General features: G+C 43.3%; 20 protein-coding genes and 1 riboswitch. Of the genes, 19 read left to right on the plus strand and 1 reads right to left on the minus strand.

What is annotated here, in order from left to right; all coding sequences use genetic code 11:
* Positions 1 to 145: 145 nt before the first annotated feature.
* The 14 genes from BCU91_RS11505 to BCU91_RS11570 all read left to right on the plus strand — a co-directional run bounded on the left by BCU91_RS11505 (position 146) and on the right by BCU91_RS11570 (position 17,111).
* On the plus strand, positions 146 to 1,825 hold the full coding sequence (locus BCU91_RS11505) for a 4Fe-4S binding protein (protein WP_102435960.1): 1,680 nt from the start codon (positions 146 to 148) through the stop codon (positions 1,823 to 1,825).
* Between the two features lie 10 nt (positions 1,826 to 1,835).
* Positions 1,836 to 2,531, plus strand: coding sequence for a molecular chaperone TorD family protein (locus BCU91_RS11510; protein ID WP_102435962.1), 696 nt, complete (start codon positions 1,836 to 1,838; stop codon positions 2,529 to 2,531).
* Between the two features lie 136 nt (positions 2,532 to 2,667).
* Positions 2,668 to 2,871, plus strand: a complete 204-nt coding sequence (locus BCU91_RS11515) for a twin-arginine translocation signal domain-containing protein (RefSeq protein WP_102435964.1) — start codon at positions 2,668 to 2,670, stop codon at positions 2,869 to 2,871.
* A 17-nt stretch (positions 2,872 to 2,888) separates the two neighbouring features.
* Complete coding sequence (locus tag BCU91_RS11520; protein ID WP_102531513.1) at positions 2,889 to 5,738, plus strand: formate dehydrogenase subunit alpha; 2,850 nt, start codon at positions 2,889 to 2,891, stop codon at positions 5,736 to 5,738.
* Between the two features lie 26 nt (positions 5,739 to 5,764).
* Positions 5,765 to 6,361 (plus strand): formate dehydrogenase FDH3 subunit beta, encoded by a 597-nt coding sequence (gene fdh3B / locus BCU91_RS11525; RefSeq protein WP_102435967.1) that lies wholly within the window; start codon positions 5,765 to 5,767, stop codon positions 6,359 to 6,361.
* 48 nt (positions 6,362 to 6,409) lie between these two features.
* On the plus strand, positions 6,410 to 7,420 hold the full coding sequence (locus BCU91_RS11530; protein WP_102531514.1) for a formate dehydrogenase subunit gamma: 1,011 nt from the start codon (positions 6,410 to 6,412) through the stop codon (positions 7,418 to 7,420).
* 760 nt (positions 7,421 to 8,180) lie between these two features.
* Positions 8,181 to 8,378, plus strand: coding sequence for a twin-arginine translocation signal domain-containing protein (locus tag BCU91_RS11535; protein ID WP_102435971.1), 198 nt, complete (start codon positions 8,181 to 8,183; stop codon positions 8,376 to 8,378).
* A gap of 17 nt (positions 8,379 to 8,395) precedes the next feature.
* Positions 8,396 to 11,251 carry a formate dehydrogenase subunit alpha gene (locus BCU91_RS11540; protein WP_102531515.1) on the plus strand — a complete coding sequence of 952 codons (2,856 nt, stop codon included), beginning with the start codon at positions 8,396 to 8,398 and terminating at the stop codon, positions 11,249 to 11,251.
* Between the two features lie 28 nt (positions 11,252 to 11,279).
* Positions 11,280 to 11,849, plus strand: a complete 570-nt coding sequence (fdh3B, locus tag BCU91_RS11545) for a formate dehydrogenase FDH3 subunit beta (RefSeq protein ID WP_102435975.1) — start codon at positions 11,280 to 11,282, stop codon at positions 11,847 to 11,849.
* Positions 11,850 to 11,923: 74 nt separating this feature from the next.
* Positions 11,924 to 12,913, plus strand: a complete 990-nt coding sequence (locus BCU91_RS11550) for a formate dehydrogenase subunit gamma (RefSeq protein ID WP_102435977.1) — start codon at positions 11,924 to 11,926, stop codon at positions 12,911 to 12,913.
* A gap of 319 nt (positions 12,914 to 13,232) precedes the next feature.
* Positions 13,233 to 14,570 carry a coproporphyrinogen III oxidase family protein gene (locus BCU91_RS11555; protein WP_102435978.1) on the plus strand — a complete coding sequence of 446 codons (1,338 nt, stop codon included), beginning with the start codon at positions 13,233 to 13,235 and terminating at the stop codon, positions 14,568 to 14,570.
* A 171-nt stretch (positions 14,571 to 14,741) separates the two neighbouring features.
* Entirely contained in the window at positions 14,742 to 15,596 is an 855-nt protein-coding gene (locus BCU91_RS11560; protein ID WP_102520223.1) for a PfkB family carbohydrate kinase, read from the plus strand.
* A gap of 395 nt (positions 15,597 to 15,991) precedes the next feature.
* Positions 15,992 to 16,702 (plus strand): MOSC domain-containing protein, encoded by a 711-nt coding sequence (locus BCU91_RS11565; RefSeq protein WP_102531516.1) that lies wholly within the window; start codon positions 15,992 to 15,994, stop codon positions 16,700 to 16,702.
* 49 nt (positions 16,703 to 16,751) lie between these two features.
* The gene (locus tag BCU91_RS11570) at positions 16,752 to 17,111 is read left to right on the plus strand and encodes a DUF4870 domain-containing protein (RefSeq protein WP_102435982.1); all 360 of its coding nucleotides are present in this window, start codon (positions 16,752 to 16,754) and stop codon (positions 17,109 to 17,111) included.
* 95 nt (positions 17,112 to 17,206) lie between these two features.
* Here the strand turns inward: BCU91_RS11570 and BCU91_RS11575 are convergent, their stop codons facing one another.
* Positions 17,207 to 18,856, minus strand: coding sequence for an electron transfer flavoprotein-ubiquinone oxidoreductase (locus BCU91_RS11575; protein WP_102531517.1), 1,650 nt, complete (start codon positions 18,854 to 18,856; stop codon positions 17,207 to 17,209).
* Positions 18,857 to 19,064: 208 nt separating this feature from the next.
* A riboswitch (molybdenum cofactor riboswitch) is annotated at positions 19,065 to 19,198 on the plus strand.
* Here BCU91_RS11575 and moaA point away from each other — a divergent pair.
* The 5 genes from moaA to modA all read left to right on the plus strand — a co-directional run bounded on the left by moaA (position 19,186) and on the right by modA (position 22,421).
* Positions 19,186 to 20,166: a GTP 3',8-cyclase MoaA gene (gene moaA / locus BCU91_RS11580; protein ID WP_102476472.1), complete on the plus strand. Its 981-nt coding sequence runs from the start codon at positions 19,186 to 19,188 to the stop codon at positions 20,164 to 20,166. Its footprint overlaps the riboswitch before it by 13 nt.
* Positions 20,167 to 20,230: 64 nt before the next feature.
* Positions 20,231 to 20,713: a cyclic pyranopterin monophosphate synthase MoaC gene (gene moaC / locus BCU91_RS11585; protein ID WP_102531518.1), complete on the plus strand. Its 483-nt coding sequence runs from the start codon at positions 20,231 to 20,233 to the stop codon at positions 20,711 to 20,713.
* Positions 20,714 to 20,824: 111 nt separating this feature from the next.
* Entirely contained in the window at positions 20,825 to 21,073 is a 249-nt protein-coding gene (moaD, locus tag BCU91_RS11590) for a molybdopterin synthase sulfur carrier subunit (protein ID WP_076541374.1), read from the plus strand.
* Positions 21,074 to 21,075: 2 nt separating this feature from the next.
* Positions 21,076 to 21,552, plus strand: a complete 477-nt coding sequence (gene moaE / locus BCU91_RS11595) for a molybdopterin synthase catalytic subunit MoaE (protein WP_102476470.1) — start codon at positions 21,076 to 21,078, stop codon at positions 21,550 to 21,552.
* A 14-nt stretch (positions 21,553 to 21,566) separates the two neighbouring features.
* The gene (gene modA / locus BCU91_RS11600) at positions 21,567 to 22,421 is read left to right on the plus strand and encodes a molybdate ABC transporter substrate-binding protein (protein WP_102531519.1); all 855 of its coding nucleotides are present in this window, start codon (positions 21,567 to 21,569) and stop codon (positions 22,419 to 22,421) included.
* Position 22,422 lies beyond the last annotated feature (1 nt).

The following is a 22,422-nucleotide window of genomic DNA, read 5'->3' on the forward strand; positions in this document are numbered from 1 at the left end:
TTAAAAATTTTAGTCCACTATTTAGCGTATAAGGTGTTTTGTTTATCATTTTAAGCTGATGTATTTAAATAAATGTTTAAATACAAAATGGATTTGCAGCCCTGATAAATCACCTAAGCGTTAAAAAACTGTTCAGGAACGCAATGTGAGCAATAGTCAAACCCCGCTAGAACTAAAACAAGTTCGCCAGCAGGTATTAGCACAGACTCAAGTGATCCAAAACTTGATCCCGCCAACAGTCAGTTATACGACTGAAGGCAATGTGTTAGTCATCGGCCCAGAAGATTTGGCCCGATTAGCTGCGGATAAACTGTCAACCATGGCCAATACGGTTATTTTGGCAAATGAAGCCATTACCAGCCAAGATGAAGCTCATCTTGAAGCGGTAATGAACGCTGCAGTAAATAGCGAAAGCTATTACAACAAACTTATTTCTGTTAAAGGCTTTTTAGGTCAGTTTCAGGTAACCGTTGAGAATGAAGGCGCGGGTGAAAACCAAGCGGCGACTGAGTTAAGTCTTGTTGCTATTCGTAAGCCGCATTTTGATATGGTTTTAGACCTGAGCATGTCGCCATGTCTTAACCTTGAAATGCTACCACCAGGTTATTTCTATGTCGGTCAAGATGCAGATAAATTAGCTGATGCGCTGGAGCAAATTCCAGATTTAGTTGGTGAATTTGATAAGCCACGTTATGTGAAGGTGAACAGTGATATCTGTGCTCATAACCGTAATGGCGTCAATGGCTGTAATCGCTGTTTAAACTTCTGCCCTGCTGATGCAATTAGTAGCATCGAACAAAAAATCGAAATTGATCCTTACCTTTGTCATGGTGCGGGTAGTTGTACTAATGCTTGTCCTACAGGGGCTATCGCATTTGATTTACCAACGCCACAAGCACTTCATAGCTATATTCAAAAACTGGTTAGTCGTTACCTTGAGCAAGCACAAGCTGCCCCTGTCATCTTATTCCATGACGGTGCCGTTGGTGCAGAGCACATTACCGCTGATCTAGTGGGTGACATCATTCCAGTTGAGCTGGAAGAAATCACGGTTGCTAGCATTGATCATTGGATGTCAGCATTAGCATGGGGCGCACGTCAGGTATTAATTTTAAATACCGATGCGACTGCACCCACGTTAACGCAAATGTTAAATGGTGAACTAATATTAGCTAATAGCATTCTAGATGAAATGGGTCAGCCACAGCGCATTAGCTTGATAGACACCCAAGCATTAGCAGCCTTAGATGATAAGTTAGCCATAAGCCTAGATTGGCCATTAATCGTACCTGCTGCGTTCACGCCAAGTACCAAGCGCGAAACATTATACGCTGCAATTGATCATTTAAATGAACAAGCAGCAGCGACTGATAGTGCCATTGCAATGAGCAATGTGCCTTACGGTGTAGTTAACGTCGAAGTTGATAAATGTACCTTGTGTATGTCTTGTGTAGCAACCTGCCCAACACAAGCATTAACCGATGGTGGTGAATCACCGTCACTGCATTTTGTAGAGCAAGACTGTGTGCAATGTGGTTTATGTGAAACCTCTTGTCCTGAAAACGTGATTAGCTTAACGCCGCAAATCAATTTGGACCAAGCAGCACGTCAGCAGCGTCAAACGTTAAAAGAAGAGGCTCCGTTCGAGTGTATTCGTTGCGGAACCGCTTTTGCTACACAATCGATGGTTCATAGAATGATCGATATGATTGGTGGACATTCTGCATTTAACGCCAATATTGAGCGCCTAAAAATGTGTGGTGATTGCCGCGTAAAAGATATGTTTGAAGACATTCTTGAAGACCCAGAGAAGCAACTTCGATAAGAGATCCAATATGACCGAATTAGTTAGAGAAATTTCAGAAAACGATCAGCTACGGGCAGATATTTACCAATTATTAGCTGCATTACTACGTCGCCATCCGAGTGAAGAACTGCTGTCATTTTTAGCTGACATCGAAATAGAAACAGAAGCTGAAGATGATAACGACATGAGCACGGCTTGGCTGGCGCTAAAGGCAGCTGCGACCCAGTACACACAAGAGCAACTTGAAGAAGAATACTTCAATATTTTCTTCGGTGTTGGCCGTGGTGAAGTATTGCCATACGGCAGCTGGTTTATGACAGGCTCGTTAATGGATAAGCCATTAGCACTGTTACGCCAAGATTTAATGCAATTAGGTTTTGCTCGCGAAGAAGACGTTAAAGAGCCAGAAGATCATGTTGCAGCATTATGTGAAGTGATGGGTACCTTGATTTTAGAGGCGCCAGGTTATCGTCAATTAGCATTTTATCAGCGCCATATTGGCAGCTGGATTGCGCGCTTTTGTGACACCTTAGAGAAAACACCGAGTGCAGCGTTTTATGTGCCTGTGGCGCAGCTAGCAAAAGCATTTTTCATCATTGAAGCCAATGAGTTTGAGCAACTAAGCTTAGATATTCCAGTTAATTGCCCAGGTTCTGAAGCCGAAAAAACTGCTGCTGATGAAGCAGACAAGATTGAACCATCAACCAATGAACTTGCCTCTTAGGTAATTTTTAGGCTGTTGGTGCAAAGATTTATGCCACAGAGTTTGACTCTGTGGCATAGACTGAAAAGGAAGGCAACTTCCATAAAAACAGAGAGTAATTTTACTCTTATAACACGCGTTAAATTAAGGAGATACTATGAAGAAGCAAGCTTCCGACATGGGTCGTCGTCAAATGCTAAAAGCATTGGCTGTCGGCAGTGCCGCTGGCGCAGTTGCCACTGTTAGCGGACAAGCTCTTGCCGCCTCACCAGAAGCTACACCCGTTGTAGGTAAAAGTGATGGTTATAGAGAAACAGACCATGTACGTAGTTATTACGACACATTACGTAGTAGCAAGTAATTTAAGGAGAATATGTGATGCGATTAACCCGCAAAACAGAAGCAGTCAAAGTCGCAGATAAACCTGCACTTGGACTCAATCGTCGCCAATTTTTGAAGTCTGCAACCCTTGCTACAGGTGGTATTGCTGCCGCTTCAATGCTGGGCGCCGGAATGATGCGTAAAGCTGAAGCAAAAGATGTTGCTTACGATGCGCCGACTGAAGTGATACGTACTATTTGTTCTCACTGCTCAGTGGGCTGTGGTATTTATGCTGAAGTGCAAAATGGTGTATGGACAGGTCAAGAACCTGCATTCGATCACCCATTTAACGCTGGTGGCCATTGCGCCAAAGGTGCTGCACTGCGTGAACATGGTCATGGTGAAAAACGTCTTAAATACCCAATGAAGCTAGAAGGAGGCAAATGGAAGAAACTTTCTTGGGAGCAAGCCATTGAAGAAGTGGGTCAAAAAGCCCTCGATATTCGTCAAGAATCTGGTCCTGATTCAGTATTTTTCATGGGTAGTGCGAAGTTTTCAAACGAACAAGCTTATATGTACCGCAAATTGGCAGCAATGTGGGGCACCAACAATGTCGACCACTCTGCACGTATTTGTCACTCTACCACTGTAGCCGGTGTTGCAAACACTTGGGGCTACGGTGCGCAATCAAACTCTTTTAACGACATGCGTAGCTCGAAAGCGATGATGTTTATCGGTTCGAACCCTTGTGAAGCTCATCCGGTTTCAATGCAACACATCCTTGAAGGTAAAGAGCGCGGCGCGAAAATTATCGTAGTCGACCCGCGTTTCACTCGAACTGCAGCTAAGTCTGACGAGTTCGTGCATATTCGTCCTGGTACGGATATTCCTTACATTTATGGTTTGTTGTGGCACATTTTTGAAAATGGTTGGGAAGACCAAACATTCATCGACCAACGTGTATACGGTATGGAACGTATCCGTGAGGAAGTGAAAAAGTGGACCCCTGCCGAAGTTGAACATGTTGCTGGCGTGCCTGAAGCGCAGATGCATCGTGTCGCCAAGTTACTGGCTGAAACTAAGCCTGGTACTGTGGTTTGGTGTATGGGTGGGACTCAGCATCACATAGGTAATGCTAACACTCGTGCATACTGTATCCTCCAATTAGCCCTTGGTAATATGGGTGTTTCTGGTGGTGGAACTAACATCTTCCGTGGCCATGATAACGTTCAAGGTGCAACTGACTTTGGCTTATTGTTTGATACATTGCCAGGTTACTATGGCCTTAAAACAGGTTCATGGAAACATTGGTGTAATGTATGGGACTTGGATTACGAGTGGGTTAAAGCCCGTTTCGATCAAGAGCAACGTCTAGGTCAAGATCCAATGACTTCAACGGGTATTCCATGTTCTCGCTGGCATGATGGTGTCCTTGAAGACAAATCTAAGATTGCGCAGAAAGATAATATTCGTATGTCATTCTTCTGGGGGCAATCAGTCAATACTGAAACCCGTGGTCGTGAAGTGCGTGAAGCATTGAACAAAATGGATACAGTTGTTGTTGTGGACCCATTCCCAACGATGGCAGGTGTCATGCACGAACGAACTGACGGTGTGTATTTATTACCTGCTGCAACTCAGTTTGAAACATACGGTTCAGTCTCTGCTTCAAACCGTTCACTGCAGTGGCGCTCACAAGTTATCGAACCATTATTTGAGTCAAAAGCTGACCACATTATCATGTACAAGCTGGCGAAAAAATGGGGTATCGATGCTGAGTTCTGTAAGCATATTAAAGTGAATGGCGATGAGCCGTTGATTGAAGATATGACCCGTGAGTTCAACAAAGGTATGTGGACCATTGGTTACACTGGCCAGAGCCCTGAGCGTTTGAAAATGCACCAAGAAAACTGGGGCACATTCGATATGGAAAGCTTAGAAGCGCCAGGTGGTCCAGCTAAAGGTGAAACCTACGGTTTACCTTGGCCTTGTTGGGGCTCGCCAGAAAACAAACATCCAGGTACGCAAATTCTTTACCGCACTGGACGTGAAGTTAAGTATGGTGGTGGTAACTTCCGTGCACGTTACGGTGTTGAGCATAACGGTAATAATATTCTTGCTGAAGGTTCTTATTCAAAAGGATCTGAAATCAAAGACGGTTACCCAGAGTTCACCGCTGACATGCTGAAACAGCTTGGCTGGTGGGATGACTTAACTGCTGAAGAGAAAGTTCACGCTGAAGGTAAAAACTGGAAAACAGATATTTCTGGTGGTATTCAACGTGTTGCTATCAATCACGGTTGTATCCCATACGGTAATGCCAAAGCACGTTGTATTGTGTGGAACTTCCCAGATGATATCCCGATTCATCGCGAGCCGTTATATACCCCTCGTCGCGACTTAGTGGCTAAGTACCCAACTTACGAAGATCGTATGGTTGCACGTCTTCCAACTCTGTATAAGTCTATTCAAGAAAAAGACTTTGCTAAAGACTTCCCATTAGCGGTAACTACGGGTCGCTTAGTTGAGTATGAAGGTGGTGGTGAAGAAACACGCTCAAATCCATGGCTTGCAGAATTGCAGCAAGAAATGTTTATTGAGATTAACCCTGCTGATGCAGCCGACCGCGGCTTACGTGATGGTGATGATGTATTCGTTCACAGTCCAGAAGGCGCTAAAATCACAGTTAAAGCAATGGTGACTCCACGAGTCATTGCTGGTGAATGTTTCATGCCATACCATTTCGCGGGTGTATTCGAAGGCAAGAGCCTAGAGAAAAATTACCCTGAAGGAACCGTACCTTACATTATTGGTGAAGCTGCCAATACCGTAATGACCTATGGTTATGATGTTGTGACTCAGATGCAAGAGACTAAGTCTAGCTTGTGTCAGATCAGCAAAGCCTAATTAACTTGATGAGGAGATAAGCCATTATGGCAGTCATGAAATTTTTGTGTGACACAAAACGCTGCATCGAGTGTAACGGTTGCGTCACAGCTTGTAAGAACGAAAACGATTCCGCTTTAGAGTGGGGTATTCAGCGTCGCCGCGTGGTTACTATCAATGATGGTGAACCCGGTGAAGCGTCAATTTCTGTTGCATGTATGCATTGTACCGATGCTCCTTGTATGGCCGTATGTCCGGCGGATTGTTTCTATCAAACCGACGATGGCATTGTGCTACACGATAAAGATACTTGTATCGGTTGTGGTTACTGTTTTTATGCATGTCCTTTTGGAGCGCCACAGTTCCCGAAAAAGACCGCATTTGGTAGCCGCGGTAAAATGGATAAATGTACTTTCTGTGCCGGTGGCCCAGAAGAAAACCATTCCGATGCCGAGCGTCAGAAGTACGGTGCAAACCGTATTGCTGAAGGTAAGTTACCTATGTGTGCTGAGCTTTGTTCAACTAAAGCCCTGCTTGCTGGTGATGCCGAAATCGTATCGAGTATCTATCGCGAACGTATGTCTAAGCGCGGTAATCCGAATACCATTTGGGGCTATGATCCTAAAACGGGTGATATGGTTTAGACAGTGCAAAGGTTACGGGCTTTGTCCGTAACCAAGCAAGGAGTGACAATGTTAAACAAACAGTTAAACAAATCACTGCGTAGCTTGTTTGCTCTGTTGGTTCTGGTGATGGGGTTAGGTTTTGCAACCACAACCTTAGCGGCAGATGAACAATCAAGTAAGCAGCAGGCAGGGAAGGAAAACCCGGCTGAATTATGGCGAGCAGTGAAAGCTGGCGACTCTGGCTTTACAACAGCTCAAGGTATTGAACCCGGCGTACTGATTAATGTTGCGGGCAATCAAGGTCGAATAATCAGAGATGACTATATTACTCCCGGAGTGGCGTTAGCTCTCGTAGGTGTATTTGCTGCATTTTTACTATTCTACTTTGTTAATGGCCCAGCAAAATTGGCGAAGGGGTATTCAGGCAAGATGGTTGAGCGATGGTCTAAAGCAGATATTTGGCTGCATTGGATTATGGCCGTTGCCTGTTTAACGTTAATGCTAACTGGTCTGGTGATCATACTAGGTAAAATTGTTATTCAGCCCTATGTCGGTGCGAGTATTTGGGCTGGAATTATAGCCTTTTGCAAGCTAGTGCATGATTGGGTTGGTCCAGTCTTTATCGTATCTTGGTTACTGAGTATCGTTAAGTGGATGCCACTGCAAACCTTTAAGATGTATGATTTTAAATGGTTTTTAGTGGTTGGTGGTTACATCAATTTCGGTCCATTTAAAGGTAAGCATCCAGATAGTGGTTTTGCCAACGCCGGTGAAAAAATGTGGTTTTGGACATTAGTGTTCTTTGGCCTATTCATCAGTGTATCAGGCATCATGCTAGTGTTACCGGGATTAGATTTACCCCGTGAAGCTTCAATGGCCGCGCTACTTATTCATGGCATTAGTGCTGCGATTCTCATTGCATTTACCATTGTGCATATTTGGATGGCAACAGCATTGAGTGAAGGTGGTATGGAATCCATGGTTTCAGGCTATTGTGATGAAAACTGGGCGATGCAGCATCACAACGTTTGGTATGATGAAATCAAGGCGAATGGCACGTTAAAATATCAGAAGTAATAATGACTTAGCATATTTTTAGTTTGTGCTTAAAACACCTCAACAGAGTCTATCTTGTTGAGGTGTTTTTATATCTGCCTGCTGGCGGAACGGGTAGTTTTGTCAGTACCTATTTTATTGCTCGCAGCAGGCGAATAAATCGCTTAATTTAGGCCGCTATTCCAACAGCTATTCCAAGAGCTACTTGGACCAATTTTAGTGGCTTATTGATTGCAGTTATTACTGAATTTTCTTGGACGCTTTCTGCGTGCTACTCATGCTACAAAGTAACTTGCTTGTTAATATTTACTGAGTGATTTGTGGGCAGCTAACTATTGGTTATTTTAATAACCAAAAGCACTATAGGTACAGGTTGTAAGTCCTAAAAGTTATATGGTTGCTGTGGTGTTTATTTAGACAAAAACTGTATAAAAATCCTTTTAACTCAATCGCTTTGTTAAATTATTTAACATTGTAAATGCAGCTAAAATCCCACCCCAAAGTCTTGTTCTCACACGGCATGATTTGAAAACATGACCCAGTTAACGCTTTCTTTATTTATTGGTTATTTTAGGCCAATGAACAGGTGTTAGATCATATTATTTTATCCTCTCTCTCTATATATTAGCGGCGTAAATTTGTGGACTAGATTCATTTATATGTGTTTTTACCTTTTTAGCTCATCCACTTAACCATTGATTAACAATGGTGTTTGGTAACTAAAAAGGCCTAAGAGGGCATCTGCATGATAAGCAGATGTGTATTAAACCCAGGAGTAAAGATGAAGAAGCAACAGCCTGATCTGAACCGCAGATCTTTGCTGAAAGCCATCACCGTAGGTAGCGCTGCTACTGCAGCAATTGCTGTTTCAGGTGTGAGTGTGGCAAAAGCAACCGAGAGTAACATTAGTATCAAAGGTTCTAATGGTTACAAAGAAACTGCGCATATTCGTAGCTACTACGATAGCTTACGCGGATAATTCAGGAGAAATAAGCGATGAAGTTAACTCGCAAGTCTACAGCAGCACCTAAAGCTGCTAGCAAGTCGCTCGGTATCAACCGTCGTCAATTTATGAAGAATGCAGGTATTGCTACTGGTGGTATCGCCGCTGCTTCATTAATGGGCACTGGCATGATGCGTCGAGCTGAAGCAAAAGAAATTGCTCATGATGCACCAACTGAAATCAAACGTACTGTATGTTCTGCATGTGCAGTTGGTTGTGGTTTATACGCTGAAGTACAAAATGGCGTTTGGACAGGTCAAGAACCTGCATTCGATCACCCATTTAACGCTGGTGGACATTGTGCTAAAGGTGCTGCATTACGTGAACATGGTCACGGTGAGAAGCGTCTTAAATACCCAATGAAATTGGTTGATGGCAAGTGGAAGAAACTATCTTGGGAGCAAGCTTACAACGAAGTTGGCGACAAGATGCAAGATATCCGTGAAGAGTCAGGTCCTGATTCAGTTTACTTCATGGGTAGTGCTAAGTTCTCGAACGAAGGTTGTTACATGTACCGTAAATTTGCGGCTATGTGGGGCACAAACAACATCGATCACTCTGCACGTATTTGTCACTCTACCACTGTAGCTGGTGTTGCAAACACTTGGGGCTATGGTGCGCAAACTAACTCTTTCAATGATATCCAAAATGCAAATGCAATCTTCTTCATCGGTGCAAACCCGGCTGAAGCGCATCCAGTTGCAATGCAGCATATCTTATTAGCGAAAGAGAAAAACAACGCGAAAATCATCGTTGTTGATCCTCGTTTCTCACGTACTGCCGCGCACGCTGACCTACATTGTGGTCTTCGTCCTGGTACTGATATTCCATTCATCTACGGTATGCTTTGGCACATCTTTGAAAATGGTTGGGAAGACAAGACGTTCATCAAAGAACGTGTTTTCGAAATGGAATCAATTCGCGAAGAAGTGAAAAAATTCCCGCCTAAAGAAGTTGCTGATGTAACTGGCTGTAGCGAAGAAGAAGTTTACCAAGCTGCGAAAATGATGGCAGATAACCGTCCAGGTACTGTTGTTTGGTGTATGGGTGGTACTCAGCATCACGTGGGTAACGCAAACACTCGTGCTTACTGTATCCTTCAATTAGCCCTTGGTAACATGGGTGTTAAAGGCGGCGGAACAAACATTTTCCGTGGTCACGATAACGTACAGGGTGCGACTGACTTAGGTTTGTTATTTGATAACTTACCAGGTTACTACGGTCTGACTTCTGGCGCTTGGGATCACTGGACGAACGTTTGGGATCTTGAAAAATCTTGGGTTAGTAATCGTTTCGACCAAGGTACTTACTTAGGTCGTGATCCAATGACCACTCCTGGTATTCCTTGTTCTCGCTGGCACGATGGTGTGTTAGAAGAGAAGGGTAAACTAGCGCAGAATGACAACATCCGTATGGCATTCTTCTGGGGTCAATCTGTTAACACTGAAACTCGTCAAAGCGAAGTGCGTGATGCATTAGATAAGATGGACACAGTTGTTGTTGTGGATCCATTCCCAACTATGGCGGGTGTTATGCATCGTCGTCAGAACGGTGTTTACTTGCTTCCAGCTGCGACTCAGTTCGAAACTGAAGGTTCAGTATCTAACTCTGGCCGTAGTCAGCAGTGGCGTGAAAAGGTTATCGAGCCTTTATTCGAATCAAAAACTGACCTTGAGATCATGTACCGTCTATCTCAAAAGCTTGGTTTTGCAGAGCAATACACTAAACGTATCGCTAAAGATGCCAATGACATCCTAGTTATTGAAGACATCACTCGCGAAATCAACCGCGGTATGTGGACTATTGGTATGACAGGTCAAAGCCCTGAGCGTATCAAAGAGCACACTCAAAACTGGGGCACGTTCAGCAACAAGACTCTTGAAGCTGCTGGCGGACCTGCTAAAGGCGAAACTTATGGTTTACCTTGGCCTTGTTGGGGTACGCCAGAGCAGAAGCATCCTGGTACTCAAATCCTGTATAACACAAGCAAACACGTTAAAGACGGTGGTGGTAACTTCCGTGCACGTTACGGTGTTGAATACAAAGGTGAGAACATTCTTGCTGATGGCAGCTTCTCTAAAGGCGCTGAAATCACTGATGGTTACCCAGAGTTCTCTGCACAAATGCTTAAGCAATTAGGTTGGTGGGACGAACTAACAGCTGAAGAAAAAGCATCAGCTGAAGGTAAAAACTGGAAAACTGATTTGCTAGGCGGCATCGTACGTGTTGCTATTAATCACGGTTGTATTCCATTCGGTAACGCTAAAGCGCGTTGTATCGTTTGGACTTTCCCAGATATCGTACCTGTTCACCGTGAGCCGTTATACACATCTCGTCGTGATCTTGTGTCTAAGTACCCAACTTACGATGATATGCAAGTACATCGCTTACCAACTCTTTACAAGTCAATCCAAGAGAAAGACACGTCAGCTAAGTACCCATTAGTACTGACTTCTGGTCGTTTGGTTGAGTATGAAGGTGGTGGTGAAGAGTCTCGTTCTAACCCTTGGCTTGCAGAGCTTCAACAAGAAATGTTTGTTGAAATGAACCCTGCTGATGCCGCAGATCGTAGTCTACGTGACGGTGATACTGTGTGGTTAGAAGGTGCTGAAGGTGGCCGTATTAAGATTAAAGTTATGGTTACTCCACGCGTTAAACCAGGTGTTACTTGGATGCCTTACCACTTCGCGGGTGTTATGCATGGCGAAAGCTTAGCGCCTAACTATCCAGAAGGTACTGTTCCTTACGTAATAGGTGAGTCTTGTAACACTGCAATGACTTACGGTTATGACCCTGTGACACAAATGCAGGAAACTAAGGCATCGCTTTGTCAGGTAGAGAAAGCGTAACAGCAGTTTAAGCTAGGAGAATTGCCGAATGGCTACAATGAAATTTTTATGTGATACCAAGCGCTGCATCGAATGTAATGGTTGTGTCACAGCTTGTAAAAACGAAAACGACTCTGCTTTAGAGTGGGGAATTCAACGTCGTCGCGTAGTGACTATCAATGACGGTCAACCAGGTGAAGCGTCTATCTCAGTGGCATGTATGCACTGTAGTGATGCACCTTGTATGGCTGTTTGTCCTGCAAACTGTTTCTACAAAACTGAAGACGGTATCGTACTGCACGATAAAGATACTTGTATCGGTTGTGGTTACTGTTTATATGCATGTCCATTTGGAGCGCCTCAGTTCCCTCAAGGCGGCGCTTTTGGTGCTCGCGGTAAGATGGACAAGTGTACTTTCTGTGCTGGTGGCCCAGAAGCTGATCACTCTAATGAAGAGCGTCAGAAATATGGTGCTAACCGTGTCGCTGAAGGTAAACTTCCAATGTGTGCTGAGCTTTGTTCAACCAAAGCACTGCTTGCAGGTGATGCAGAAATCGTTTCTGCTATCTTCCGCGAGCGTGTTGCATACCGCGGAGCTAACAAAGGTGTTTGGGGTTAATCTCCAAGCGTGTTAGTCAGCTTAGCTATGATGCCTAGGGCAACCTAGGCATCGAATAGCATAGAGGATGTAATATGAACAAGTGGTTCAAACAAATTGGCGTTGTTATCGCACTGATGTTCAGTGTCATGACCTTCGCCCACGCAAGTGGAAATGTTGAAGAGTCTCTAACCGTTCAAGATGGCAATGCACAATTATGGGCACAGCTTAAAGACGGTGCTGAAGGACGTACGACTTCAACAAGTGAGTTCCATAAACAACCAATCAATACCTATGATTTACGTGTATTTGATTTGCGTAGTGACTGGCTTGCTCCTGCTTTAGCTTTATCGCTATTTGGCATGATCATCATTTTCGTACTGTTTATGAAAATTAACGGTATTTCGAAATTACACGGTGGTTTCACTGGTAAGATGGTATATCGCTGGTCTAAATTTGACGTATCAATTCACTGGCTAGGTGCGATTCCTTGCATGTTATTGATTTTGACAGGTTTAGTACTACTTGCTGGCCGTTACTTCCTTCAGCCATACATTGGTGAAGGTATGTGGGCTGGATTGGTAAATGCTTCTAAAGTTATCCATGATTACATGGCTATCCCATTCATGTTGGGTTGGGCGTTAATGGTAGTACTTTGGGCTAAAAACCAAATGCCAAAAATGTATGACATTAAATGGATGATGGTGGTTGGTGGTTACATTAACTTCGGTCCATTTAAAGGCAAGCACCCTGACGCTGGTTTTGCTAACGCAGGTGAAAAACTATGGTTCTGGGCATTTGCTCTATTCGGTCTAATCATCTCAGTATCAGGAATGTTATTACTGTTCCCGAACTTATTTGAACCAAGCCGTACCTTAAGTTTGATTGCACTAGTTACTCACTCAGTGAGCGCTATCGTAATCTGTGCTTTCTCTATCGTGCATATCTTCATGGCAACCGCTATGTCTGAAGGTGGTATGGATTGTATGGTGTCTGGCTACTGTGATGAGCAGTGGGCGAAACAGCATCACAACCTTTGGTATGATGAAATTAAAGCGAATGGCGAGTTAAAATATAAAGACTAATAGGTCTGCAGTATTTTTAGCTAAAGCTTAAAAAGCACCTCCAATGACTTCGGTTTTGGAGGTGTTTTTATTTCGGCTTTAGGTTAACCGTGTTTTAACAGAACTTTTTATGATTTTTAACAATGTGATACCTTATATTAGCTATTGGTTATTTAATCACTCCTAATTTGTGATCGTGGCTGTAAAAATCGACAGATTTGGTTGTTTTTAACTGATAACTTCTAGATAGTTAACATCCTCGTAGCGTATATCGAAATTTTCTACTTGAGTAGCAACTCATTAGCGTTGTTTGCGAGCCCCTTTTTAACTAGGAATTGCCATGTCATCAATTATCCGTCCATCAGATACCATTATCCAATCACCTTATCAGGCCAATATCACCACGCCAGATTGGATGATCAGTGCGATGGAAAAAGTGATGCAATTTTACGTTGATCGTAATTTGCGTTTAGACACGGTTTCAGCGGAAATGATGCCAGCGCCAGTAGAAGGTAAAAAGTACATGCTGTATGCTCATGTACCTTTTTGTCATACCTTGTGTTCATACTGTACTTTCCATCGTTTCTTATTTAATGAAGATAAAGCTCGTCGCTATTTCGTGTCTTTACGCAAAGAAATGGATATGGTTAAAAACCTCGGTTACGACTTTGAATCTATGTATATCGGCGGGGGCACCACCACGGTATTAGAAGATGAATTGGCTCGTACCATCGAGCATGCTAAAACCCTATTCCCGAATATTAAAGAGGTATCGTGTGAATCCGATCCTCAGCACTTAGACAGCCCTGGCTTTAAGCAGTTAGAAGGCTTAGTCGATCGTATGTCTATTGGTGTGCAAAGCTTTAATGATGACATTTTAGCGATGACAGACCGCATTGAGAAATTCGGTACCGGTCAGCAAACATTTGATAAAATTATGGCGGCAAAAGAGCTGTTCCCGATTATCAATGTTGATTTGATTTTTGGTTTCCGCGGTCAAACAGATGAAGTTATTCAGCATGATTTAGATATGGCGTCTAAGCTAGACCCTCGTCAAATCACCACTTATCCATTGATGATTACTCACCAAACACGTAAGAGTGTTAAGGGTAAATTAGCCGCTCCTCATGGTGATATGGCCCGTCAGTATCGTCAAATTCTTAATACCTTAAATGGTCAATATACTCAGCTATCAGGTTGGGCATTTGGTAAAGCGCAGAACGAAGGCTTTGATGAGTATGTTATTGATTATGATGAATACTTAGGCGTAGGTTCAGGTTCATTTAGTTTCTTAGATGACACCTTATACGTGAATACCTTCTCGCTTAAAAAATACCAAGAGCGCATTGCCAATGGCAAAATGGGTGTCGAGCAACAAAAGCAATATGGCAAGAAAGAAGTGATGCAATATCGCTTCTTACTGGGCATGTTCTCTGGTCGTTTATCACGTAAGTATTTCCGTGAAACCTTCGGCGTTAACTTAGATACCGCATTGTTTAAAGAAATGGCCTCAATGAGAGCCATAGGTGCAATTAAAAATGACCCGAACGATCCTGATAACCTCATTTGGACCGATAACGGTAAAATGATGGGCTTATTGATGATGAAAGAATTTTATTCAGGCATGGATAATGTTCGCGCTCAATTACGTAAACCCTTGCAAGCCGCTGATATGTAAGCGCCCCAAGCTTGAGAAATAAGTTAATGAAAGGCAGTGACCATGGTCACTGCCTTTTTTGTTATTTGCAGTATACTGATTTTGAATGCATCATCACTGTCCCACCATCCTCGTCATTTTTATCATGATGATTTTGGTGCATTGGACATTGGATTGTTAAAAGAGACCGCTATGGCTAATATTTTACTGCTTGCCAACATTAACTGTGACCGCTTACTGGAATTAGATAAACCGCTGCAAACCGGAGGTCGCTTTCATTATCAAGATGGCGGCTTACGGCTCGGTGGCGGTGGTGCTAATACCGGCATCGGTTTGGTATGGGCTGGGCACAATGTCTCGTTAGTGAGCCAAGTGGGCTCTGACAAGATAGGTAATTGGATTTTGGCTCAAGCCAGCACCAAGGGGCTAGATTGCCGCTTAGTGGAACGCTTTGATGGCGCAACCTGTGAAATGTTATTGGTGATGACGCCCGATGGTGAACGCACTATTATCCGCCCACAAAGACCCCTATTTGAACTAAGCACGCCGCCAAACTGGCAACAATGGGATGCGCTATACACTAACTCATCAGCTAAAGGCATTAGTCAATGGACCGCATCAGCCCTTGATCATTGCTTGGTCGTATCGCAGTTAGCTAAAGATGAGCGGGTACGACCATGCCATATTTTAATTGCTTCAATTACCGATATGCATGGCCGCTGTGATGACAATAAGTGGGATTTTGCCGCTAAAATTGCCGGTGAGTCATTGCAATACTTTGTGGTCACCGATGGCGAGAATGGGGCGATAGCCTATAGTGCCAATGAACAGTTTCATGTACCAGCAGTAACAGCGCAAGTGTTAGATACTACAGGGGCTGGAGATGCCTTTGCCGCAGGCTTAATCCATTATTTATGCCAGCAAAAAGCCATTACCCAAGCCATGGAAGAAGGGGCAAGATGGGCCGCCATTGCCGTGGCTACTGCCAGCTCAGTCCCAGGAGATGCGCTGCAGCATTATCTTCAATCAAAAAAACATAGTGAGTAACTGAAATTAACTCAGTTTAAATAGTGGGCGAATATTTTAGGCTAATTGCTGTTAGTTATCATTTTACTGTCGCCTCAGGTCATATTCTTATCATAAAAGTGTCGTTGTTCTGTCATGTGAGACGATTATTATGACAAGGTAACTTATTGAACAGGATGCTTTATATGGCTTTTTGTTGAAAAAGTTTCTTCCATTTCTGGGACACGTTAATGCCCAATGTAATTTGAAAGATTTATGCCCCTGCAATCCCCCCATTTGCAGGGGCTTTTTGTTTAGCATCGCTCTTTTGTGTTAGGGCGAAAAATGCGCTTTGAAAATTCCCTATAGTAAGCACTACTATAAGCCTGCTATATTCTTAAATAATCCAATCCCTTGTTAATTAAGAGTTACTGCTCATGGATGCTCAGTTGCTGGTTAAAAAAATTTCCGCTTTATATCAAGGAGAACAAGTTAGTGCTCTTGGTGATCAGACGCACCTTATTGATAGTGGCATTAACAATAAACAACTCGCCCAAACCCTTATCGTCTCCAAGCTGGGCGTAAAAGGCGATAGCCAAGCAGATCCACAGCATCATGGCGGCAGCGATCGGGTACTGCATCACTTTCCTCGAGAGCATTATGGCCAATATCGTCGTTGGGATTTAATGGCAGGTTTTAAAGATGCGCCTGCCATGGGCGAAAATATCAGTAGCGTTGGCTTAGATGAATCACAGGTCAATATTGGCGATATTATTCAAATTGGCACTACGCTATTGCAAGTCACCCAGCCTCGTTCGCCCTGTTTTAAGCTTAACTTACAGTTTGGTCACCCTCAATTTGCCCTTGCTATGCAACAAACTGCGATGTGTGGTTGGTTTTATAAAGTCTTGCAACAAGGTGAAATTAACGCTGGTGATAGCATTTATTTAGTCGAGCGAAAATCGAATATCTCTATTGCTGAGGCGATGAAAATTTACTTTCTAGCAGAAGTGAATATCGAACAATATTCGACTCTGTTGCACTGTGAAGGGTTAGCGCAAACTTGGGTTGCTAGCTTACAAAACCGAATTCAAACGCAAACAATAGAGAACTGGCATTACCGTTTATATGGGCCAGCGCAAAACTAGAAACAGCGACATCAATATCAAATCAGTAATATAAATAATAGGGAAAATCATGAGTGATTCAGTGGATACAGTAGAAAAAGAAGCACGTAATATGGGCTTGTTGGTGTATGCGGCAAGTTTTGCTGGTTATATTATTCCACTGGGCAGCATTATTGGACCACTAATCGTGTGGTTGATGAAACGTGATGAATTTAAATTTGTTGATGAGTGCGGGAAAAACTGTCTCAACTTTAAATTGAGTTTACTCATTTATGCCATCGTTAGTTCTATTTTAGCCTTTATTGGTATTGGCTTTATATTGCTTATTCTTTTAGGGTTGATGGATATCATTTGTACCATTATTGCCATCATCAGGGCAGGCGAAGGTATCGCATATCGCTATCCATTAACGATTAACTTCATAAAGTAATGACGTTGAAAATCACTTAGAGCCTATTGCTTGCAACAAAAAGCCGCATTGTTTATATGCGGCTTTTTAGTGGCTGAAACACATCTAAATAAGGATTACATGTTCGGGTAGTTTGGACCACCGCCACCTTCAGGGGTGACCCAAGTGATATTTTGACTTGGATCTTTAATATCGCATGTTTTGCAGTGAATACAATTTTGCGCATTAATCACAAACTTGTTTTCAGCGCCTTCAGAGACCACTTCATACACGCCAGCAGGGCAGTAACGCTGAGCTGGCTCGTTGAACTTAACTAGGTTTACCGCGATAGGAATCGTAGGGTCTTTTAAATGTAAATGACACTGCTGATCTTCTTCATGGTAAGTATTAGATAGGTAAACTGACGATAATTTATCGAAGCTTAATTTGCCATCAGGTTTAGGGTACTGAATTTCTTTGAAGTCTTTAGCTAAGCCCATTTCTGCATGATCTGGAGCTTCATCACGTAAGGTGATTGGAAATTTACCGCCGAACCAGTTTTGGTCGATATAGTTAAATGCACCGCCAAGGTAAGTACCAAACTTATGTAAAGCAGGGCCAAAATTGCGAGATTTAACCAGCTCTTCATGGAGCCAGCTTTTTTCTATGCGCGTTTGGAAACAATCTAAATCTTTACCTGCTTCAACCCCAGCCATTAATGCTTCCGCTAAGGTTTCTGCAGCGACAATACCGCTCTTCATTGCAGTATGGGTGCCTTTAATTTTGGCAAAGTTTAGCGTACCAGCATCACAACCAATTAATAAGCCGCCAGGAAAGCTCATTTTAGGTAATGAGTTAAGCCCACCTTTTGCAATCGCTCTAGCGCCATAAGTAATACGTTCACCACCCGATAAGGTTTGTGCGATAACAGGATGTTGTTTATAACGCTGAAATTCATCGAACGGACTGATGTGAGGGTTTTTATAGTTAAGGTCGATAATCAGTCCAACGGCAACTTGATTGTCTTCCATATGGTATAAGAAGCCGCCACCAGATGCGCCATCATTTAAGGGCCAGCCACCTGTGTGTACCACTTTACCTTGCTGATGCTGTTCAGCAGGGATCTTCCACATTTCCTTAAAGCCTAAACCGTAATGCTGTGGTGTTTTACCATTATCTAAATGATATTTTGCAATTAACTCTTTACCTAAATGACCACGACAACCTTCTGAAAAAACGGTGTATTTAGCGTGAAGTTCCATGCCCGGCATATAGCTGTCTTTAGGCTGACCATCAATGCCAACACCCATATCGCCAATTAAAATACCTTTAACGCTATTGTCGGTATTGTAAAGTACCTCACTGGCCGCAAAACCAGGGAAAATTTCTACCCCTAATGCTTCAGCGCGCTCAGCTAACCAGCGAGCGAGGTTACCGACACTGATGATGTAGTTGCCATCATTGTGCATGGTTTTTGGTACTAAGCTATTGGACATAAGCTGAGATTTACTATCAGAGCTCAATAGGTAGATTTCATCGTGAGAGACTTTAGTATTAAGTGGAATGTCTGAATCGCGCCAATCAGAGAATAGCTCATCCAATACCGTTGGTTCAAATACGGCACCGGACAGAATATGAGCGCCGACTTCAGATCCTTTCTCAACCACGCAGACAGTCATTTCCTTGCCTGCATCTTGTGATATTTGCATTAATCGACAAGCAGTCGCGAGTCCGGCAGGGCCAGCACCAACGATAACTACGTCGAATTCCATTGATTCGCGTTCCATCATTTCACCTTAGTTCTTAATTTCCCGTTTTTTGGCGGGTTTGTTATTTTTTTGTTTTACTCACCTTACCTTAAAATTGCTAAAGGTCACAGTAGCAAGTGAGATTTTAAGCTCGTGAGCTGGCTCGCAAATATTTACAGATTTTTGACTAACTGGGACAAAATGTCATAAAAAGATACTGATTCGAGCGAATTTAGGCCTATAATTAAGTCTGACGGTTCTCCGAGCTTTATGTCCTACGTCCACAGATATGGATATTTAGCCGTGGTAATTATGCCACCGGGGTCAGCAAAGAAATGCGCTTACCTCCCACACTTGGAAAGGTTAACATGTCCCAATTACAAGACAGTTTCGGTCGAAGGTTTCACTATTTGCGAATGTCAGTCACTGATGTTTGTAACTTCAAATGCACCTATTGCCTCCCAGATGGTTACAGACCTGATGGCAAACCTAAGTTTCTCGCGTTAAATGAAATTGAAAATTTAGTGGCAGCTTTTGGTGAAGTAGGCACCCAAAAAATCCGCATCACCGGTGGTGAGCCAACCTTACGTAAAGATTTCACAGATATCATTCGTATCGTTGCAGACAATGACAATATCAAAACCATTGCTACCACCACTAATGGCTATCGTCTCGAGAAAAATGCCAAAGAATGGTATGACGCCGGACTTAGACGCATCAATGTGTCGGTTGATAGCTTAGATCCTAAGATGTTTTATCAAATCACTGGTGAGAACAAATTTGATGAAGTCATGCGTGGCATTGATGCTGCACTTGATGCAGGTTTTGAGCGAATCAAAATCAATGCAGTCTTACTCAAAGGGCTTAATGATAAAGATTTGCCCCGTTTTCTGCAGTGGATAAAGAATACGCCGATTGATTTGCGTTTTATCGAACTGATGGAAACAGGCTTAGGCCATGATTATTTCAACGCTCATCATCTAGCTGGACTCGATATTAAGTTAAAACTTGAGTCAGAAGGTTGGTTATATGATCTTCCTGATGTAGATGATGGTCCTGCGCAAAATTTCAGTCACCCAGATTACCAAGGTCGTATAGGGCTTATCATGCCTTATGCGAAGAACTTCTGTGCCAGCTGTAACCGTTTACGAGTGTCGGCCAAAGGTAAATTGCATTTGTGTTTATTTACCGAAACCGGTCTGGACTTACGTGACTTATTGCAACACGAGTCTCAGCGCGCCGAGTTAATTGAGCGCTTACATGGCCAATTAGCCCAGAAAAAAGAAACCCATTATCTCCACCAAGGTATCACGGGTGTCACCAAGCACTTAGCCTCTATTGGCGGTTAAGCTGCTGCGGTTTACTTATATTTGAATAATTTTTTACTCTCAAGATTCTATAAGGCAAGTTAGCATGAGCAATTGTTTTACCCATATCAATGCCGATGGCAATGCCCACATGGTTGATGTCACAGAAAAAAATATCACTGAGCGTGAAGCTCGCGCCGAAGCCTTTATTTATATGGCGCCAAGTACGTTAGAGATGATCATGAGCGGTAGTCACCATAAAGGTGATGTGTTTGCTACTGCGCGTATTGCCGGTATCCAAGCCGCGAAAAAGACCTCAGATCTGATCCCATTATGTCATCCATTAATGCTGACCAAAGTGGAAGTAGACCTTGAAGCGCAGCCAGAACTTAATCGCGTCAGGATCACCAGCTTATGTAAGTTATCAGGTAAGACGGGCGTTGAAATGGAAGCATTAACAGCTGCCTCAGTCGCTGCATTAACCATTTACGATATGTGTAAAGCGGTGCAAAAAGACATGATCATTTCCCAAGTACGTTTACTTGAAAAACGTGGCGGCAAATCAGGTCATTTCCAAGCTGAAGATTAGCCGGCAGCGCTTAACTTGCACTATCACGCTAGTTATCAATGCGAGTTAGCAACATCAGCTATAAAGATAAAATATTAGCCATTTTAAAATTTTGAAAGACGAGAGATTGACATGATCCAGGTCCTTTTTTTTGCACAAGTAAGAGAGTTACTCGGCACCGCTAAAGTAGAAGTTGCTGCTGATGGCGTTAGCAATACTGAACAATTACGTGCAGCCCTAGCCGCTAAAGATGAAAAGTGGGCTAAAGTACTCACCTCAGATAAATTATTAGTTGCCGTTAATCAAACCATGAGTTCATGGGATGCAGCGGTTAAAGATGGCGATGAAGTGGCCTTTTTCCCACCTGTCACTGGAGGCTAACCATGAGCCAAGTGAATACTAAACAAGTGGTGAGAGTGCAAACCGAAGACTTTAATGTCGCCGATGAGTACGCCGCTATTGCACAAGATAACAGTGATGGCGCAGTGGTGACCTTTGCCGGTAAAGTGCGTGACTTTAATGACGGCAGCGCAGTGACTGATCTCACCCTTGAGCATTACCCTGGCATGACTGAAGCGGTATTAGTGCAACTGGCTGAGCAAGCCTATGCTCGCTGGCCGCTGAATTATGTCACAATTATTCACCGTGTTGGCCGTATGGAGCTTGGTGAGCAAATCGTGTTTATCGGTGTTACCAGTGCCCACCGTAAAGCCGCTTTTGCAGCCTGTGAGTTCTTAATCGACTTTTTAAAAACCAAAGCACCATTTTGGAAACTAGAAGCTGGTGAGCAAGGCAATAATTGGGTTGAAGCCCGTGATTCAGATGAACAAGCAGCCACTATGTGGAATGAATCTAAATAGCATAGGATGCTGACATGATGACGTTAAGCACGATTCGCCGTTGTTTTTCATTGAGTCAAAGGCGACGAACCGCTTTTATCAGGGCGTTATCTAGCCTAGTGTTATTGGTGTCATTTTCATCGCTGGCTGCCAAACCGCCAGCGATTGCCGCCGCTGCTAATGTTAAATTTGCTCTTGATGAAATTGTTACCAACTTCACTGCCTCAACTGGATTGCCATTAAGAGTATCCTATGGATCTTCGGGTAATTTTGTCGCCCAGATCCAACATGGGGCTCCCTTTGAAATGCTGTTAAGTGCTGATGAGTTTTATGTTCAGCAGCTGCATAAAGCTGGAAAAACAGACTCTGATGGCACCATTTATGCTGTTGGTAAGTTAGCCCTAGTTGCCCCGAAAAACTCCTCCCTAGTGCTTGATGTTGAACTTAACGGCTTACAACAGCAGTTAACTGATGGCAAGATTGCCCGCTTTGTTATTGCTAACCCTGCTCACGCGCCTTATGGCGAAAGAGCCAGAAGTTTATTGCAAGCAAAAGGCTTATGGCCGCAGTTAGAGTCTAAAATCATCATGGGCGAAAATGTCTCGCAAGCGGCGCAATTTGCCTTAAGTGGTTCTGCACAAGGTGGCATAGTGGCGCTATCGTTAGCGTCATCTGAGCAGTTTCGCAAAATGGGCAATTATATCGAAATACCCCAGTCGTTATATGAGCCGATTAATCAGCGAATGGTGATGATGCCCAATGCTGGTGCTACCACTCAGCAGTTTTATCAGTATATGCAAACCCAAGCCGCAAAAGATGTACTGCTCAATTATGGTTTTGGTTTTCCTCAGCGTGCTAATTCAAGCGCTTTTATGCAAGTCGAGAATTAAT

The organism is Shewanella sp. 10N.286.52.B9 (assembly GCF_002873635.1).
Taxonomy (GTDB): domain Bacteria; phylum Pseudomonadota; class Gammaproteobacteria; order Enterobacterales; family Shewanellaceae; genus Shewanella.